Annotated in this window: 16 protein-coding genes; 12 read left to right on the forward strand and 4 right to left on the reverse strand. The window is 61.9% G+C overall.

What is annotated here, in order from left to right:
• Positions 1-40: 40 nt before the first annotated feature.
• From MRY17_RS05235 to MRY17_RS05250, 4 genes are all read left to right on the forward strand, one after another.
• The gene (locus tag MRY17_RS05235) at positions 41-790 is read left to right on the forward strand and encodes an SDR family NAD(P)-dependent oxidoreductase (protein WP_181284703.1); all 750 of its coding nucleotides are present in this window, start codon (positions 41-43) and stop codon (positions 788-790) included.
• Between the two features lie 13 nt (positions 791-803).
• Complete coding sequence (locus MRY17_RS05240) at positions 804-1,106, forward strand: hypothetical protein (RefSeq protein ID WP_191951577.1); 303 nt, start codon at positions 804-806, stop codon at positions 1,104-1,106.
• 235 nt (positions 1,107-1,341) lie between these two features.
• A complete protein-coding gene (locus tag MRY17_RS05245; protein WP_191951576.1) occupies positions 1,342-2,316 on the forward strand; it encodes a CobW family GTP-binding protein in 975 nt (324 codons plus the stop codon).
• On the forward strand, positions 2,313-3,488 hold the full coding sequence (locus MRY17_RS05250) for an ABC transporter substrate-binding protein (RefSeq protein WP_243353386.1): 1,176 nt from the start codon (positions 2,313-2,315) through the stop codon (positions 3,486-3,488). The genes MRY17_RS05245 and MRY17_RS05250 overlap by 4 nt, the downstream gene beginning before the upstream one ends.
• A 100-nt stretch (positions 3,489-3,588) precedes the next feature.
• Here MRY17_RS05250 and MRY17_RS05255 read toward each other — a convergent pair whose 3' ends face one another.
• Both MRY17_RS05255 and MRY17_RS05260 read right to left on the reverse strand, forming a co-directional pair.
• On the reverse strand, positions 3,589-6,006 hold the full coding sequence (locus MRY17_RS05255; RefSeq protein ID WP_243353387.1) for a glucose/quinate/shikimate family membrane-bound PQQ-dependent dehydrogenase: 2,418 nt from the start codon (positions 6,004-6,006) through the stop codon (positions 3,589-3,591).
• A 454-nt stretch (positions 6,007-6,460) separates the two neighbouring features.
• The gene (locus tag MRY17_RS05260) at positions 6,461-8,479 is read right to left on the reverse strand and encodes a TonB-dependent receptor (RefSeq protein ID WP_243353388.1); all 2,019 of its coding nucleotides are present in this window, start codon (positions 8,477-8,479) and stop codon (positions 6,461-6,463) included.
• Between the two features lie 169 nt (positions 8,480-8,648).
• Between MRY17_RS05260 and MRY17_RS05265 the strand changes: the two genes are divergently transcribed.
• Together MRY17_RS05265 and MRY17_RS05270 are read left to right on the forward strand one after the other, a co-directional pair.
• Positions 8,649-8,882 (forward strand): VF530 family DNA-binding protein, encoded by a 234-nt coding sequence (locus MRY17_RS05265; RefSeq protein ID WP_181284698.1) that lies wholly within the window; start codon positions 8,649-8,651, stop codon positions 8,880-8,882.
• 4 nt (positions 8,883-8,886) lie between these two features.
• Positions 8,887-9,513 (forward strand): Pr6Pr family membrane protein, encoded by a 627-nt coding sequence (locus MRY17_RS05270; RefSeq protein ID WP_243353389.1) that lies wholly within the window; start codon positions 8,887-8,889, stop codon positions 9,511-9,513.
• Between the two features lie 107 nt (positions 9,514-9,620).
• Here the strand turns inward: MRY17_RS05270 and MRY17_RS05275 are convergent, their stop codons facing one another.
• Together MRY17_RS05275 and MRY17_RS05280 are read right to left on the reverse strand one after the other, a co-directional pair.
• Positions 9,621-10,388: a siderophore-interacting protein gene (locus tag MRY17_RS05275; protein ID WP_243353390.1), complete on the reverse strand. Its 768-nt coding sequence runs from the start codon at positions 10,386-10,388 to the stop codon at positions 9,621-9,623.
• Complete coding sequence (locus MRY17_RS05280; RefSeq protein ID WP_181284695.1) at positions 10,385-10,894, reverse strand: PadR family transcriptional regulator; 510 nt, start codon at positions 10,892-10,894, stop codon at positions 10,385-10,387. The genes MRY17_RS05275 and MRY17_RS05280 overlap by 4 nt, the downstream gene beginning before the upstream one ends.
• A gap of 502 nt (positions 10,895-11,396) precedes the next feature.
• Between MRY17_RS05280 and MRY17_RS05285 the strand changes: the two genes are divergently transcribed.
• The 6 genes from MRY17_RS05285 to MRY17_RS05310 all read left to right on the forward strand — a co-directional run bounded on the left by MRY17_RS05285 (position 11,397) and on the right by MRY17_RS05310 (position 18,397).
• A complete protein-coding gene (locus MRY17_RS05285) occupies positions 11,397-11,894 on the forward strand; it encodes a CS1 type fimbrial major subunit (RefSeq protein WP_191951572.1) in 498 nt (165 codons plus the stop codon).
• A gap of 114 nt (positions 11,895-12,008) precedes the next feature.
• Positions 12,009-14,531, forward strand: coding sequence for a CS1-pili formation C-terminal domain-containing protein (locus MRY17_RS05290; protein ID WP_243353391.1), 2,523 nt, complete (start codon positions 12,009-12,011; stop codon positions 14,529-14,531).
• Between the two features lie 44 nt (positions 14,532-14,575).
• Positions 14,576-15,802, forward strand: coding sequence for a hypothetical protein (locus MRY17_RS05295; RefSeq protein ID WP_243353392.1), 1,227 nt, complete (start codon positions 14,576-14,578; stop codon positions 15,800-15,802).
• A 60-nt stretch (positions 15,803-15,862) separates the two neighbouring features.
• Positions 15,863-16,621, forward strand: coding sequence for a molecular chaperone (locus MRY17_RS05300; RefSeq protein WP_181284692.1), 759 nt, complete (start codon positions 15,863-15,865; stop codon positions 16,619-16,621).
• 5 nt (positions 16,622-16,626) lie between these two features.
• Complete coding sequence (locus tag MRY17_RS05305; protein ID WP_243353393.1) at positions 16,627-17,109, forward strand: CS1 type fimbrial major subunit; 483 nt, start codon at positions 16,627-16,629, stop codon at positions 17,107-17,109.
• A gap of 43 nt (positions 17,110-17,152) precedes the next feature.
• Complete coding sequence (locus MRY17_RS05310; RefSeq protein WP_181284690.1) at positions 17,153-18,397, forward strand: hypothetical protein; 1,245 nt, start codon at positions 17,153-17,155, stop codon at positions 18,395-18,397.
• Positions 18,398-18,402 lie beyond the last annotated feature (5 nt).

An 18,402-nucleotide genomic window follows, 5' to 3' on the forward strand; every position in this document is an offset into this window, starting at 1 on the left:
CTCCCACATTGGAACTGTGTTTATTCGGGAGATTGTTTACATGCCTCAACTCACCCACCGCCGTGCCGTCATCACCGGCGCCGGCAGCGGCATCGGTGCCGCCATCGCCCACGCCTACGCCGCAGAAGGCGCGCGCCTGGTGCTGGCCGACCGCAACGCCGCCAGCCTCGCCGAAACCGCGATCACCTGCCGCGACCTCGGCGCCGAGGTGTTCGAATGCCTGGCCGACGTCGGCACCGTCGAAGGCGCCCAGGCCAGCGTCGACCGTTGTGTCGAGCAGTTCGGCGGTATCGATATCCTGGTCAACAACGCGGGCATGCTCACCCAGGCGCGTTGCGTCGACTTGTCCATCGAGATGTGGAACGACATGCTGCGCGTCGACCTCACCAGCGTCTTCGTCGCCAGCCAGCGTGCCCTGCCGCATATGCTTGCGCAGCGTTGGGGGCGGATCATCAACGTCGCCTCGCAACTGGGCATCAAGGGCGGCGCCGAACTGACCCATTACGCCGCCGCCAAGGCCGGTGTGATCGGCTTTACCAAGTCCCTGGCGCTGGAAGTGGCCAAGGACAATGTGCTGGTCAACGCCATCGCCCCCGGCCCCATCGAGACGCCGTTGGTCAGCGGCATCAGCGCTGACTGGAAGCGCGCCAAGGCCGGGGAGCTGCCCCTGGGCCGCTTCGGCCTGGCCGACGAAGTGGCGCCGACGGCGGTGCTGCTGGCCAGCGAGCCGGGCGGCAACCTGTTCGTCGGCCAGACCCTGGGCCCGAATTCCGGCGATGTCATGCCATGAGCGGGGTGTAGTCATGTGCGGACTCTGCGGATTGCTCGGTGAAGACCTGCACTGGAGCGACCCCCTGGGCGACGAGCTGCCCAGGCGTCGTGAACGCCTGCGCCGGATCGCGGCGATCAACCAGGTGCTGGCGGTGTTCCGGCTCAAAGTCGAAGACTTCCAGGGCGCGTCCTATCTGTTGTTGGGCGCCACCGGCAAACAAGCCCTGGCCAGCGGCCTGGATCAGCTGTGGCAGGCGGCGCAGGACATGCTCGGTCGTCCGTTGGATCCCCTCGACCCTAAACTGCTCGACCATTTGGAATACAACCCACTGTAGGAGCGGGCTTGCCCGCGAAAAACGTCAACGATAACGCGTGCTGTCTGGGTTAATGCGGCGCTCTCGGGTTTCTCGCGAGCAAGCTCGCTCCTACAAAGATTTGGAACACAACCCACTGTAGGAGCGGGCTTGCCCGCGAAAAACGTCAACGATAACGCGTGCATCCTGGATAAACGCGGTGTCCCAGAGCTCTTCGCGAGCAAGCTCGCTCCTACAAGGGGCGGAGGTATAAAAAATGAGCATCGCCCTCAACGTCATTACCGGCTTTCTTGGCAGCGGCAAGACCACCTTGCTCAAGCGCCTGCTGCAGGGTGAAAGCCTGGGCGACACGGCGTTGCTGATCAACGAATTCGGCGATGTCGGCATCGACCATCTGCTGGTCGAGGAAGTCGCGCCGGACACGGTACTGCTGCCCAGCGGCTGCGTGTGCTGCTCGATCCGTGGCGAGCTGAAGGAGGCGTTGCTGACCTTGCTGCAACGTCGCGAGCGCGGTGAAATCCCGGCATTCAAGCGGGTGATCCTGGAAACCACCGGCCTGGCTGACCCGGCGCCGATCCTGGCCACGTTGAATAACGACGTGCAACTGCGCGGGCGTTTTCATATCGGCCTGGTGATTACCCTGGTGGATGCCAGCCACGCCGCCCTGCAGGAGCGCCTGCACCCGGAATGGCTGGCCCAGGTGGCGGCGGCGGATCGCTTGCTGTTGAGCAAGACCGACCTGGCGGGCGATTGCGCGGCACTGCGCGCGCACTTGCGGGCGCTGAATGCCGGCACGCCTATTCTCGAGACCCATGCCATTCACAGCGGCGACCAATTGCTGCTGGGCGAAGGCCTGCGCAGCGCCGAACCCGCGATTGAAGTCAGCCGCTGGCAGCTGCATCAAACCACCACGGCCACTCACGGCGCCGCGCAAGTGTGCAGCCTGACCTTCGACCAGCCTTTGGACTGGGTCGGTTTCGGGGTGTGGCTGTCGATGCTGTTAAGATGCCACGGCGAACGAATCCTACGTGTCAAAGGACTGCTCAACGTGAACGCCAGCAACGCCCCCATCGTCATTCATGGCGTGCAGCACTGCCTGCATGCGCCAGTGCATCTGCCGGCGTGGCCGGGCAGCGACCGTCAATCGCGCCTGGTGTTTATCCTGCGCGGCCTCGACCCTGCGCTGTTGCGCCGCTCCTTTGATGTGTTCTCGCGACGGTTCGCCGCATGATCACCTTAAGGGTCCTCGGCACTTCGGTCACCTTGCTCGAATGCCTGCGCGTGCGGGCCGAGCAGGAACTGGGCATTCGCCTCGTGTACCAGGTGCACGACGTCGAACAGGCCCAGCGCATCGCCGTGATGCAGCCCGACAGCTACGACCTGTACGACCAGTGGTTCCATAACGTCGACTTCGTGTGGCCGGCCCGGGCGATCCAACCGATCGACACCCGGCGCATCGCGTTGTGGCACGAGATCAATGACCTGCCCAAGCGCGGACGCCTGTCGCCCGATGATCGCTTGGGTAGCGGCAGCGTGCCCAGCGAGCGGTTGTTCGTGCAGCACGATGGCAGCCTGGGCAGCACAGTCACCGAGCGCATCAGCATGCTGCCCCTGACCCACAATGCCGACAGCTTTGCCTACCGTCCCGAGCGTATGCCCGACGGTTTTTGTCACGGCAATGAAAGCTGGGGCTGGCTGTTGGACCCCGCGTGGCGTGCGCGCACGGCCTTGCAAAGCGACGCCGCCATCGGCGCCCTGGACGCCGCGCTGGCGGTGCAGGGGGCTGGGCTGGCCAGCTTCAGGGACATTGGCAACATGAGCATCGAAGAAATCGATGTGCTGGCCGACATCCTGGTGCGCAAGCAGAAGGAAGGGCACTTTGCGGCGTTCTGGTCCGATGACGAAGAAGCGGCGCAATTGATGCTCAGCCCAAGCATCGATATCCAGAGCCTGTGGTCGCCGACCTTGATGCGCCTGCACCGCGCCGGGGTGAAATACCGCCTGGCGGTGCCGCGTGAAGGCTATCGGGCCTGGTTTGGGGGCTTGTCATTATCGCGCCATGCCAAGGGCGCGGTGCTGGATGCGGCCTATGCTTACTTGAATTGGTGGCTGTCGGGCTGGCCCGGGGCGGTGATGGCGCGGCAGGGCTATTACATCGGTAACCCGGCGCGCAGTCGTGATCACTTGAGCCGTGCGGAGTGGGATTACTGGTACGCGGGCAAGCCTGCGCGGGAGCAACTGCCGGGCAGCGACGACCTGCCGCTGATCGACATCGGCGAAGTGCGCGACGGCGGCTCCTATGCGCAGCGCATGGGGCATATTGCGGTATGGAATTCGGTCATGGATGAGCACAACTACCTGGTGCGACGCTGGGGGGATTTCATGCGGGCCCGGCGTGTTTGACTCAGCATTCCTGCGCGCAGCGAGGGAACGAGCATTGAGCTGCGCAAAAAAGGCGGTTACCTGTTGAAGGTAACCGCCTTTTTAATACCGCCAGTCTGGCTTAATCCGGCAGCTTGAACGCCATCACGTAGTCACCCTGCTTGGTGCCCAGGGAGCCGTGACCGCCGGCCATGACCAGCACGTATTGCTTGCCGTCCTTGCCGGTGTAGGTCATCGGGGTGGTTTGCGCGCCTGCTGGCAGGCGGCCTTCCCACAGTTGCTTGCCGTTTTTCACGTCATAGGCACGCAGGTACTGGTCGAGGGTGCCGCTCAGGAATGCGACGCCACCGGCGGTGGTGAACGTACCGCCCAGGCTCGGCACGCCCATGCTCAGCGGGATCGGAATCGGCGAGCTGTCACGCACGGTGCCGTTCTTGTGCATCCAGATGGTCTTGTTGGTGGTCAGGTCGACCGCCGCCACATAACCCCACGCCGGCGCCTGGCACGGCAGGCCCATCGGCGACAGCAGCGCTTCGAGGATCACACCGTACGGTGCGCCCTTGTTTGGCTGTACGCCTTCGGTTTCGCTGACGCGCGGGCCTTGCTTGGCAATGTCGGCAGCCGGGATCAGTTTCGACTTGAACGCCATGTAGCTCGGGTTCACGAAGGCGATCTGACGCACCGGGTCAACCGAAATGCCGCCCCAGTCGAACACGCCGAAGTTGCCTGGATACACGATCGAGCCTTGCAGCGACGGCGGGGTGAACGGGCCGTCGTAGCGCAACGACTTGAAGTCGATCCGGCAGATCAGTTGGTCGAACGGCGTCACACCCCACATGTCACGCTCCTTGAGGGGCGGTGGCATGAAGTTCAACTCGGACTTGGGTTGGGTAGCTGCGGTGCGATCACCCGCGACGGCGCCCTGTGGCACCGGGACTTCATTGAACGGCACAACCGGCCAGCCGGTGGCGCGGTCCAGCACGTAGATGCTGCCTTGCTTGGTGGATGCCATTACCGCGTGCCGGACGCCGGCAGCAGTCTTGATGTCGATCAGCGACGGCTGGCCACCCACGTCCATGTCCCACAGGTCGTGGTGGGTGAACTGGACGGTCCACTTCACATGGCCGGTGGCGATGTCCAGGGCGGTCAGGCCGGCCGCGTACTTCTCGGAATCCTCGGTACGGTCGCCGCCGTACTGGTCGGGCATCTGGTTGCCCATCGGCAGGTAAAGCATGCCGAGTTTTTCGTCCACGGCGAACATGGACCACATGTTCGGCGAATTGCGGGTGTAGGTCTTGCCCTGGGCCAACGGGGTGGTGTCGTTCGGGTTGCCGCTGTCCCAGTTCCACACCAGCTTGCCGGTGTGCACGTCGAACGCGCGGATCACGCCGCTTGGCTCGTCGATGGAAACGTTGTCGGTCACGTGACCGCCGATCACCACCAGGTTTTTGGTCACGGCCGGTGGTGAGGTGGAGTAGTAACCACCTGGGGCAAAGCTGCCGATATTGGCGCGCAGGTCGACCTGGCCCTTGTCACCGAAGTCTTCGCACATCTTGCCGGTGTCGGCGTTCAGGGCGATCAGACGGGTGTCGGCGGTCGGCACGAAGATGCGTTTCGGGCAGGCGTTCGGCGCGGCGGCCGGGCTGGCCTTGCCGGTCGGGCTCTTCTCGGAGGCGTAGACGGCGTCATCGTGATACGACACGCCACGGCAGGTCATGTGCGCCCAACCCTTGAAGTTCTCAGCACCCTGGGTGGTGATCTTCGGATCGAAACGCCAGATTTCCTTGCCGGTGTCCGGGTCCAGGGCAATCACCTGGCTGTGCGGGGTACACACATACAGCATGCCGTTGACTTTCAGCGGGGTGTTTTCCGCAGTGGTTTCACCGGGATCGCCCGCGCCGGGAATGTCACCGGTACGGAAGGTCCAGGCCGGCACCAGCTTGTGCGCGTTTGCCGGAGTGATCTGGCCCAGTGGCGAGTAACGGTCACCGTAGGCCGAGCGGCCATAGGAATTCCAGTCACCGTCGGCCTGGCTCGGCGCAGTGCTGGCCATGCCGGGCACTGCGTCGCGGTCCAGTTGGCCGGTCTTGACCATTTCACCAGGCTCAGTGAACTGGCTGGCCAGGGCGGTAGCGCCCGCCAGCACCACGGCTACGCTCAGCGCGCCGGTGCCCAGCGGCGCGGGTTGACCACGCAGCAACGGGCGGCGAAACCACGGCAGCAACATGACGATGCCCAGGGCGAACAGCAGGGCCAGGCGCGGCACCAACTGCCACCAGTCCAGGCCCACTTCCCACAGTGCCCACACGGTGCTGGCGAACAGCACCAATGCGTACAGGCCCAGCGCAGCGCGGCGTGTGGCCAGCAGCAATACGCCGGTCAGGGCGATGCCGATACCGGCCAGCAGGTAATACAGCGAACCGCCGAGCATGCTCAGCTTGACCCCACCGGCCAGCAAGGCCAGCCCCATGATCAGCAGCAAGACACCCAGCAACCTGGGCAGCAGGCGGCTTGGGCTTGAGGCACCATCAGTGCTCATAGTGTGTTTCTCCGTTACGTTGGAATTATGTAACCCCGTGCTTCACTCACTGTAGATGACGATTCGGCGCGGGCTTGGTTCATCGCTTTTTTTGGTTTTTTCTGTGGATAACCGGGTTATCCACAGGTCGGCAATAACACCCCAGGCGCAGGTCTATTTCAGACAGCGCTGTCTTTGCGTACAGGGAAATTCGGCAAAATGGGTCGACCGGGAGGTGAAGCGTTTCAGATTGTTGCGAAGGATAATGCGGCGGGGCTTTTTGAGGAAGGGTGAATCGCAAGATGCATCATTTCAGATTTGGTAACAGTGACAGATAGTCGCTGCCTGAATAGCCTCTGTAGGAGCGAGCTTGCTCGCGAAAAACCACTGGCGCCGCGTTTATTCAGGAAGCGGCCGTTATCGTTGGCGGTTTTCGCGAGCAAGCTCGCTCCTACAGGGGGGGTTGTGGTGAGGGTTAGAAGGTGGTGCGGATGCCGAACTGCACACTGCGCCCCGGTGCCGGCGCGATGTCGCGCAGGATCGAGCTGGCATAGCGCACCGTCTGGTTGGTCAGGTTTTCGCCATTGACGAACGCCAGCCACTGGCTGCTGCCGACGTTGAAGTGGTAACCCGCACTGGCGCCGAGGGTGGTGTAGCCATCGGTGCCGCTTTCATTGCTCGGCACGCGCCCCTGGCTGGCAGCGTGTTCCACATCGATACGCGCCTGCCAACGGTCCAGTTCCCAGAGCAACCCGCTGTTCAGGCGCAACGGCGCAATGCGCGGCAGGGCTTCGCCGGTGTCCAGGTTGGTCGCGCGGGTGTAGTCGCCCGACAGCTCCAGGGCGAACTTGCCGTAGGCGCCTTCGCCGAGTTTCCAGTGATCCTGGGCTTCGAAGCCGGCGAAACGTGCACGTACGCCGGAATAGGTGTACTCGGGAATACCGCCGACGTCCTCTTCACCTTCATCGTTCAACGTACGGCCAGTGCCGAGCAGGCCGATGTAATTGGAGAAGCGGCTGTAGAACACGCCGAAGCTGCCTTTATGGGTGCCGTTGTCGAAGCGCAGGGCCAGGTCGCTGGACACGGCTTTTTCCTTGGACAGGTTGGCATCGCCCAATTCGTAGGTGCCGGTGGCGACGTGGGCGCCGTTGGCATACAGCTCGTAGAACGTCGGGGCGCGTTCGGTGTAGCCCAGGGTGGCGGCCAGGGACCAGATCGGCGTCAGGCGGTAGACCGCGCCGGAGGACAGGCTGCCGGCGGTGAAGTCATTGGTCTTGTCGGCATTGGCAAAGCGCGCGTTGCCCTTGGCATCCGGGTCGACGCTGGTATGCTCCAGGCGCCCGCCGAGGCTGAGTTTGAGGCGCTCGGTGGCTTGCATTTCCTCAAGAATGAACAGCGCGCCGGCATTGGTATCGGTCTGGGGCACGAAGGCTTCTTCACCCAGGGCGGAGAATTCGTTGCGGGTCACTTGTGCGCCGACTACACCGTCGAGCGGCCCGATTGGCTGGTGACGGGCCTCCACTCGCGCTTCGTAGCCTTTGTTCTTGAAGGTGGTGCCGGTTTCGCCGCCTTCGATCTCGCGGTGCTCGTAGTCGGTGTAGCCCGCGTCGATCTTCACCGAGGTAAACGGGCCTTGGAGGTTACGGATCTCGGACGCAAAGGCGTAGTGATCCTGCTGCATGCGGATGCGCACATCCTGCTCGGCCGGCGAGCCGTAGTTGCTGTCGTAGTTGCTGTAGGACAGCCCAGCGTAGCCGTCATCCCAAGTGTAGGACCCACCTACCGCGCCGCCATCCTGGCGCCCGTCGCTGTTGCCCAGGCGGCCGTTTTTACCGGGGCCATCCTCGGTGTCGGGGGCATGACGGCTACGCGCATAGCCCGGAATTTTCAGGTCGTTGAATTCCCGCGCGTTGGCGTCCAGGTGCAAGGCAAAGGTGCCGTCGCCGGCTTCCAGCTTGCCCGCGCTGCTGCGAGTGGTGTCGGCGCCGCCGTAGCGCAGTTCACCGGCACCGTGGATGCCCTCGATGGCGGCGGTGGGGATGCGGTTGTCAAAGGTATTGACCACGCCGCCGATGGCGCTGCCGCCGTACAACAAGGCCGCCGGGCCGCGCACGATTTCAATGCGGTCGACGTTGATCGGGTCCAGCGGCACGGCATGGTCATAGGACAGCGACGAGGCATCCAGCGCACCCACGCCGTTACGCAGGATACGAATACGGTCGCCGTCCTGCCCGCGAATGATCGGCCGGCTGGCCCCTGGGCCGAAGTACGAAGACGACACCCCCGGCTGTTTGTTCAGGGTTTCACCGAGGCTGCCTTTTTGTTGCAGGGTCAGGTCATCGCCTTCCAGCACGGTGGTAGGCGAGGCGAGCTGCTCGCTGCCCAGGGGATTGCCGGTGATGATTTGCGGTTGCAGCTCCAGAGAGTGGGCCTCGGAGCAAATCAGCAGGGCGGCGGCGAGGGGGGACAAACGCCAGAAAAACGAGACGGACATCGGACATTCCTTGGCAGGACTTGGATAAGAGTTGTTACAATATAACATCTCTTTTTTCGCTGAGAAGGGGAACTTTTGCCGGCGGGCTATATTCAATGCAGTGCTTCCACCGTTACGCCCCGTCGGCTAAGGTGCGCGGCTGTGTTTCCTCTCTCGCAAAAGGCCCGGCATGACCGCGATAAGTAACGACCCACTTCACGGCGTGACCCTGCAGCACGTCCTCACCACGCTGGTGGAACACTACGAATGGGCCGGCCTGGCCGAACGCATTGATATCCGCTGTTTCAAAAGCGACCCGAGCATCAAGTCGAGCCTGACCTTCCTGCGCAAAACCCCTTGGGCGCGGGAGAAAGTCGAAGGGTTATACGTCAAGCTGATGCGCACCAAACGCCCATTGGATTGAACCGGTGAAGCGTTTTGTGGCGGCGGCCGCGCTGGCCGGCTGGGTGGGGCTGGCGATCCAGCAATACCTGATCCTGTATTCGCGCTGGTCCAGCGGCGCCAGCCTGTTGGGCGGATTGATCAGTTTCCTGAGTTTTTTCACCGTATTGACCAACACCCTGGTGGTCGTGGTGCTGAGCTATGCGCTGATCACCCGCGAATCCGCCGCCAAACGGTTTTTCCTCAAGCCGGCCATCAGCAGTGCAATCGCCACGAGCATTGTGGTGGTCAGCCTGGCCTATAACCTGTTGCTACGGCATTTATGGAGTCCCGAAGGCTTTCAGTTCATCGCCGACGAATTGCTGCATGACGTGATGCCGCTACTGTTTCTGATTTACTGGTGGCGCTGCGTGCCCAAAGGCACCCTGCGGCTCAAGCACATTGCCGGGTGGGTGATTTACCCCTTGGTGTACTTCGCTTATGTGCTGCTGCGCGGGCATATGCTTGGGCAGTATCAATATCCGTTCCTGGATGTGGACAGCCTGGGTTATCCACAGGTGTTCGTGAATGCCGGGGGGATTTTGCTGGGGTTCCTACTGATTGCGCTGGCCGTGATCGGGTTGGACAGGCTTCTCAAACCTGCCTCGATTTAAAGCGGGCATAGTCAATGTGGGAGGGGGCTTGCCCCCGATAGCAGTGGTTCAGTCAATACATACAGTGACTGACACACCGCCATCGGGGGCAAGCCCCCTCCCACAGGTTAATCCTCGTCGCTGCCTTCCGCGCGCCAGTAGCCCACTGCTTTGAGATATTCCTCGTCGACCTTGTGCGTATCCAGCAATACCCGCCGCACCTGGCGCGACAACCTGGTTTCGGTCGCGACAAAGCTGTACAGCGTGCCGCCGGGCAGGGTCAGGTTGCGTACCACGGCGAGGAGGTCGTCCTGACCGCGCAGCACCCAGATAATCTCAACCTCCGCTGCGCTCTGCAGCGCTTGTTGCTCCGCGGCATCGGCAATTTCAATCACCGCCAGCACCTTGCGCCCGGCGGGTAATTCTTCCAGGCGTCGGCCGATGGCGGGCAGGGCGGTTTCATCGCCGATCAGCAGGTAGCTGTCGAAGATATCCGGCACGATCATCGAACCCCGTGGCCCACCGATATACAGGTGCTGGCCGACCTGGGCCTGCTCGGCCCAGGTGGACGCGGGGCCGTCGCCGTGCAGCACGAAGTCGATATCCAGTTCGCCGATGCCCAGGTCGAAACGCCGTGGCGTGTAGTCACGCATGGCCGGTTGCGGGCCGTCGCCCTTGATGGCGAATGTCGGGCTTTCCAGCGCGGCCTGCTCGGCGGCGTTCTGCGGGAACAGCAGCTTGATGTGATCGTCGCTGCCCAGGCTGATAAAGCCCGCCAGTTCCGGCCCACCCAATGTGATGCGGCGCATGCGCGGGGTGATATCCACCACCCGCAGAACGTCCAGGCGGCGGCGTTTGATCTCGTGGGTCACGCGATGGATGGCTTGTGTATTCATGGGGCTCTCCCGTCAGCAATGGCTTGAGCGGTGCGATTGAGCAGCGCCGCGACACGATCGATTTCTTCCGGGCTCCAGCGCCCGTGGTGTGAATGCAGGGCATGGCGCAGGTTGTGCACCGCCTCGTGGATTTGTGGCGGGCGGTCGTGGCCGCGCAGCGAACGCTTGCTGACGTCGATGCGCATGCGCACGCCGTCCAGGGCAACGGCTTGCTCGCTCAGGAAGAGACGACCGGCGTCGGTGATTGTGTAGTGTTTTTTCCCGCCTTCGGCATTGCCGCTGATCAGCTCGCTCTCTTCAAGGAAGGTCAGGGTGGGGTAGATCACGCCGGGGCTGGGGCTGTAGGCGCCGTCGAACAGGTTTTCGATGCGGCGGATCAGGTCGTAGCCATGGCAGGGTTGTTCGGCGATCAGCGCCAGCAGCAACAGCTTCAGGTCGCCTGGGGCGAAAACCCGCGGGCCGCGACCGCCGCGTTTTTCAAAATCACCGCGATGTTCGGGCTTCATGATGCTCATCCTCCGTTCAGGTTTAGATATAACTTAAGATATATCTTTAGGCCTGCGATAGCCCTGGCCGACCAACGGTCCGGGCGAGGTTGGCGTATCGGCTGCAACAGCCTTCAGTAGAAAGTTGCTTGGAGGGTGATTGAATTAGAGTTATAACTTTAATTAGAGCTAACACTCGAATAGGTAGCGATATGCCGAGTTGTTCCAAACTTATTTATTATGTAGTCCGCGTCCTACAGATAATCAGTCCACCCTGTTTTATGCCCATGTAGTTCAATTCCTACGGACACTTTTAAAGTTTTGGCAAAAAGCCATCTTTTTCACGCGGCCCATGTTTACAAGGGCTACGAGCATATTGGAATACGCCTGCATACCTGCTTTTAGTTTGCGTGGATTATTGACTGGCAGTGCACGGTTGAACTAACCGGCGCTGTTATTCGTTGTTAAGGACGCCCTTGGCGACGAACTAATCAATAATGTTGTCAACTACAGGTATTGACCCATGTTCAAAATGTTTGCTGTCGCTGCTCCTCTGGCTGTTCTGGCTCTGTCTTCTTCGGTAACAGCCTTTGCTGCCGGCGAAGCCAGCCATACCGTCAACCTCAAGGCAACCATCCCGACCACCGTTTTCCACGCACAACCGCGTGATCCTAACTGGGGCCGTGACGAAACCATGACCTATAACCTGGTCAGCGGTGAGCTGGCGCCCCTGAGCGCCATCTACGACATCAAGAACACCAACGGTTCGGTACACGCCTACATCGAAGGCGGTCCGGCTGTACTGTTCAATGGTGATGCCGCGCAGAACATCCCGCTCACCACCAGCCTCAACGGCGTCACCCTGACCGGCACGCCTCAGGAAGTGGTCAACGAAGCGGACTCCACCCCGGGCGTGGGCGCCGAAATGCGCATCGTCGCAGCCAAGCCTACCGCCACTCAACGCGGTTCCTACACCGCAGTGATGCCGGTGGTATTCGACGCGGTATTGCCGACGCCTTGAGGCCAATGAATGCCCGCTGAATGCGGGCATTTGTTTGCAGGTCGGCTGGCTTCCCCTCCTCGGTCCGCCGACCTGGTTTCTTTCCAGTCTTTTGGCATTCAGAGTGTTCCGTTCATGTTTCCGATGACGCCTATCGCGGCTGTGCTCGCGCTGCTGATGTGTACGAGTGTCCTGGCCGCACCTGCTGTCTCAGGCGCTTTGACTGCCGGCAGTCTACTGAGCCAGGCGCAAAATTTGCCGGCAGGTTTTGCCGATCACTTTTTCGATGTGCCGTTGGCGGTACGCATAGACCTTGACCAGCAATTGCTGGGCGAGGCGCTGATTGTGTTGACCCGGGATGACCGCGTCACCTTGCTTGAATTTACCGACACCGGTGACAGCAAGGTCCCGGCCGCCACCCGCGACACCTGGCAAGCCCTGTTGGAGAAGGGTGTGGCGTTGGGCGCCTGTACTCAATCCTGCACGGAAAAAATGCTCTCGGCGTTCTACAACCTGGAAAACTCCCAGTTGGCAATCATCACCCAGAATGTCGAACTCAATGACGACGTTCCACGCTTCTACCCGCAACCGGAAGGCGGCAGCCTGGGGTTGATCGTCAATAACCAGCTCAACCTCAATGGTGGCCAGGACAACAAGCTGGGCGGCCGCTACGGGTTGCAAGCCAGCTCGAGCGTCGGTAACTGGAGCCAGGTGTTCAACCTGCAACTGGCGCGACAGAGTGGCGATCAGGAACAGATGCGCCACGCGATCCACGAGCTCTACACCCAACGAGAAATGGAAGGGCAATTTTTCCGCCTGGGCCATTTCACCCCCAATTCCGATGGCCTGACCCGTCAACTGCGCAGCTTCGGCGCCAGCCCCGACACGGCGCTGGGCCTGATGTACGGCAGTTCCGACAGCCTGGCTATCAACAATGCCAAGCCCAGCGTGTACCCGATCTACGTCACCGCCAACCGCCAGGCTGCGGTGGAGATCTACCGCAACGGCTTATTGATCAATACCCAGGCCGTTGCGGCCGGCCTGCAAACGCTCGACACCCGGCCACTGCCCGGCGGCATCTATGAAGTGGAAGTGCGCCTGGTGGAAGACGGTCTCACCACCAGCACCACCCAGGAACTGGTGTACAAGCCCAGTAACTGGCGCAACGCTGACGACCCGTGGCGCTACAACCTGTTCGCCGGGCGCGAGACCAAGCTGTTCAGTAACTGGGACGAACAAGCCTCAGGGGCCATGACTGCCGGTGCCTCCATCAACTACCTGCTGCACCCACGGGTGATCCTCGGCCTGTCGGCGCGCCAGGTGCGTGAACAATTGCAGTACGGCGGTTCGGTGGACTGGACGGTGGCCAACAACACCAGCCTCTACACCAACCTGTACCAGACTCAGGACCACGGCACCGGCATGGACCTGCAAGCGCTCTACACCCTGGGCGCCACGAATCTGGTGTTCAGCCACAATCGCAGCTGGCTCGACACCCGCGACACCTACGAAACCCTGCCGGACGGCACGCGTCTGCGGCGCAATACTTTCGTCGGTGAGGCCAGCAACACGGCGCTGTCGGTCAACCACCGGCTTGATGCGAAAAACACCCTGAACATGCGCCTGTCCCACAGCGAAGGCAATGTCGAAGGCGCCGGTATCGACCTGGGCTGGAGCCGCCACGACAACCTGTTGGGCAGCGATGCCAACTGGCGCTTCTCGGTGTTCGACCGGCCTGGCAGCGCCGGCACCAACGACCGGCGCAACCGGGGCGTGGATGTGAGCGTCAGCGTCAATTTGGGCCGCGACGGCCGGCAGATTTCCGGCAGCGTCGGCACCCGCACCGCCCGCGATGGCGGACGTGACAACAATGCCTCGGTGACCCTGCGCCAGGACCTCACCGATCACTTCCTGCAAAGTGTCTCGGCCACCGCAATCACCGACACTTATGGCGTCGGCCTGTCGGGCATGGCCAGCTTCAGCACGGAGGCGGTCAGCGGTGACGGCTTTGTGCAGCGCAGTTCCTTCAACGGTGACCTCAGCGGTGGCTTGAACCTCAACAGCACCTTGGTCGCCGGTGCCGGCAAGGTGTTGCTGAGCAGCCAGCACCAGGGCAACGGTGCCGGCATGATCATCGACGTGGAAACCGACCTCGACGAGATCGCCCTGCGCGCCGATGACATGGGCGGCGGCAGCACCCTCCTGCGACCAGGGCGCAACTACGTGCCGGTGTCCGCCTACAAGAGCAGCAGCGTGGCGTTCGACTTCGAGGGCAACCACCCGCCGGCGGCCAATATCCAGCCGGCACGTTCCAGCTACCACCTGAACAAGGGCGGCGTGGATTACCGCAAGGTCACCGTGATGAAAACCGTCACCGTGCTCGGTCGCTTGCTCGACGAGCGAGGCGTGCCGTTGCGCGGCCACCACGTGATCAACCACGCCAGCCGCGGGGTCAGCGAAGTGGACGGGTTCTTCTCGATGGAGATGAGCGCCAGCGCACCCACCCTGCAAGTGCGTTATCAGAACCAGCTGCTGTGCCAGTTCCGCCTCGACCCGAACAACGCGCCGAGTGAAAGCGACGTGTTGATGATCGGCGACTTGCGTTGCACCCCGGATACGTTGGCCGAGGTCGGCCATGCGTCCGAGGCTGCCGGATGAATTTCCTACTCAGAACCGCGCGTGTTCAAAGGCATGAGCTGACCATGAGCAATCCCATCAAGCGCCCGGCCTGGCGAGCTGTCGTATTAGCCGCTGCGCTGTGTTCGTTCACACCGTTGTCCCTGGCTGCCACGCAAGACATTACCGCTGAGTTCCGCCCTGACCCCGGCAACCCGATGGTCAACAAGTTCACCAACACCACCCCGCAAAGCGGGGTATGCCCGGGGCATATGCCGGCAAGGTGTGAGGCGTTGGGGATTTTCAGCATCCGCACCTGGGATATCAACTTTGTCGCCAGCGGTCCGATAGAGGCCAATCATGCGGATCCGCGGCAAGGCTTGATGTTCAAGGTTCCCTCCGAGTGGCGCAGTTTTGAGGTGATCTCACCCAAGGGCGACCGCAAAACAGTGGAGATGCGTATATCCGGAGTCGGCAGCCGCTTCAACACGACTAACCCACCGGGCGCGCATGCCTGGAGTTCGTTACCTGCCAACTGGACGCACGCACCGGCTCCGTGCCAATACACCGGCATGTGGGCGGCAGGGGCCACGTTGAGGCTGTGGTTCTGGCTGGTACCGGAAGGAGCCGGTGCTTGTAATCTGGTGACGCCGTTTGAGGTGCCGGCCTCCAGTTTCAGCATGCTTGAGTACACCTACGAACTGCGTACGCCTAATCCTCTGGATATGGAAGCCGGGGATTACAGAGGGTCGATTACTTACAGTGTCGGGCCGCACCAGGATTTCGATTTCGGTGACCTCTACCTGCCAAACGATGACGTGCTGACCTTCAACTTCGATCTTCGAGTGGAGCACAACCTCAAGGTGGACCTGCCACCAGGTGGCAACCGTGTGGAACTGTTGCCCGAGGGCGGCTGGCAGGCCTGGCTCAACCGCGGGCGCCCACCATCGCGCCTGTTCCGCGACCAGACCGTGGTCATTTCCGCCAGTACCCGCTTCAAGATGCAACTCGAATGCAGCCTGGCCATCGGCAATACCTGCGGCCTGCGCAACAGCGCCGGGGACGAGGTGCCGCTGCAGGTTGGCGTGACCTTGCCCTATGGCCTGCAAGACCAGTACGGCCAGGCCGTGAGCCGGTTGCCCTTGCGTCTTGACGGCACCGGCAACGAGCTGTTCCAGCCCGGCCATTACGTCAATAACCGCCCCGCAAGCCTGCACTTTGCCGTGGAGCGGGACGACGTCAAAGAGATGCTCAAGCAACCCGGCAGCACCTACACCGGCGTGGTCACGGTGATCTGGGATTCGGAAGTCTAGGCGGGCGTGTACCGCACATCAGCCGCTGGGCTGGGTTCAACCAATGAGGCGTAATAAAACATGAAACATGCAGTGTTATCGGTCGGGCTGTTGCTGCTGTCGCTGACCGCCCAGGCGGGGCCGGCGATCAATGTCGGGGTGGTGTACGACTACCTGGAGGGCGATCGCAGTTCCTACCTCAAGCGTGTCTATAACGGCGGCACAAGTACCGCGTTCATCAAGGTCAATGTGCTGGAAATCGTCTACAACGCCGACGGCACCTCCAGGGAAGTGCCGGTTGCCTCGATGACCGACGCCAAGGGCGCCGCCACCAACCGCGACGGCCTCATGGCCAGCCCGGCGCGACTGATCGTACCGGCGGGAGGGCGCCAGGGCACCCGCTTGCTGTACATGGGCCAGCGCGACAAGGAGCGCTATTTCCGTGTGCGCTTCATCCCGGTGGTACCGGAAAAAGAAGACGATTTTGCCGTCACCGATGAAGAGCGGGCCGAGTACAAGGACGCGCTGGCGGCCGGGGTCAACGTCATGGCCGGTTATGGCACGGTGTTTTTTGTGCGTCCACAGAACACGCGTTTCGATACGCAGATCAGCCAGACCGCCAGTCAGTACACCTTGCGCAACGCTGGCAACAGTGTGGTGGTGCTCGATGAGTTCAGGGACTGTTCGGTGGCAAAAAAATCCGACTGCGAAGCCACCACCAAGCACCACATCCTGCCCGGTCGTCAGCTGGTGTTCGAGAAAAAGCCCGAGCGCCAGTTCAGCTTCCAACTGATCGAAGGCCGCGACAAAAAACCGATGACGGTCAACAGCAACGGGTGATGACAATGTTCAAGCAACTGACGGCACTGGCGGTACTGATGACCCCGATGTTCCTGGGCGAGCCGGCGCAGGCGTTCCAGGAGCGCCACAGCTTCGATGTGTCGGTGACCATCCCGATCGAGGAAGCCTATGTACTGCCCTCCGAACCGGACTGGATGGGCCATGACCAGGTCTTGGCGTGGGATCTGGCGACGGCGCGGCTGGGCCGTCTGCGCAAGAATTTCGACGTCAAGAACATCCATGGCGGCGTGACCGCGCGCCTGGGCGACACGCCTTACCTGCTGAGCGGGCGCAACCGTATCGAGTTGCAGGTGCTGTTCAATCGCGTGCCCTTGACCCTCGATTCCACCCAGGTTCTCAGCCCCGAGGAGGCCCGGCCGGGTCGCCGCGCCGAATTGGAAATCGCCGCCATCGAACCGCAGGACGGTTACAAGGGCGGGGAATATTACGGCACGGTGCACTTGATGTTCGATTTTCCAGCGCCGTGAGCACGGCGAGTGAAACCCAGTGCGCCGCAGATTCGGAGTGTTTATGCAGTTGATTAGCGCAACCAACAAATGGCTGGGGCCATGCGCATTGGCGCTGGGCCTGGGCTGGACGAGCCTGCCTGCGCAAGCGCTGGACCAGGAGATCTCGGCAGTGTTTCGCCCGGACCCGACCAACCCCATGGTCAATAAATTCCAGAACACCACGCCCCACAGCGGCATCTGCGCCTGGCATGTGCCGGCGCTGTGCGAGTCACTCAATACCTTCAGCATTCGTACCGACGCCTTGGCGTTTGACTCGATAGCGCAAATCGAGGCGAACCATGAAGATCCGCGTAAAGGCGCGTATTTCAAAGTGCCTTCGGCCTGGCGCGATGTTCAGGTGACGCATGTCGCCACGGGTGAGGTTGAAACGGTGCAGATGCGGATCGCCGGCTTTGGCGGTCGGTGGAGCCTGGGTGGCGGTGCCAGAGTCGGAGTGTGGTCCAACAATGGCAACTCCTGGGATTATCCCTGGCGTTACGGTACGGGGTCTTGCCAAGGCGTCCGTTACATCGCGGCGTCCATCAATTACGCGCTGTATTTCTGGACCATTCCGGAAAACGCAGGCGCTTGTAATGTGGTCCCCGGTTTGGCCATTCCACGGATGAGATATAACCCCGTTGAATACGGCTATGAGCTCAAGACCCCCAATCCATTGGGCATGGCCAGCGGTGAATACCGCGGTTCGGTCTCCTACAGCGTCGGCCCGGGCGGGGACTTTGACCTCGGCGATGTGATGATACCCAACGACAACACGCTGACCTTCAACTTCTCCCTGTCGGTCGAGCACAGCCTGAAGGTGGATCTGCCACCGGGAGGCAACCGTGTGGAGCTGTTGCCCGAAGGCGGCTGGCAAGCCTGGCTCAATCGTGGGCGGCAACCGGCGAAACTGTTCCGTGACCAGACCTTCGTCATCTCCGCCAGTGGGCGCTTCAAGATGCAGCTCGAGTGCAGCCTGGCCATCGGCAACACCTGCGGCCTGCGCAACGGCGCTGGGGATGAGGTGCCGCTGCAGGTCGGCGTGACCCTGCCGTTTGGTCTGCAAGACCCGTACGGCCAGGCTGTGAACAAACTGCCCTTGCGCCTGGACGGCAGCGGCACCGAGCTGTTTCAGCCCGGCCATTATGTGAACAATCGACCGGCCAGCTTGCACTTCGCCGTAGAGCGCGACGATGTGAAAGAGATGCTCAAACAGCCGGGCAGCACCTACACCGGCGTGGTTACGGTGATCTGGGATTCGGAGGTCTAGGTAGG

It is taken from the genome of Pseudomonas orientalis (genome assembly GCF_022807995.1).
In the GTDB taxonomy this organism is placed as follows: domain Bacteria; phylum Pseudomonadota; class Gammaproteobacteria; order Pseudomonadales; family Pseudomonadaceae; genus Aquipseudomonas; species Aquipseudomonas orientalis_B.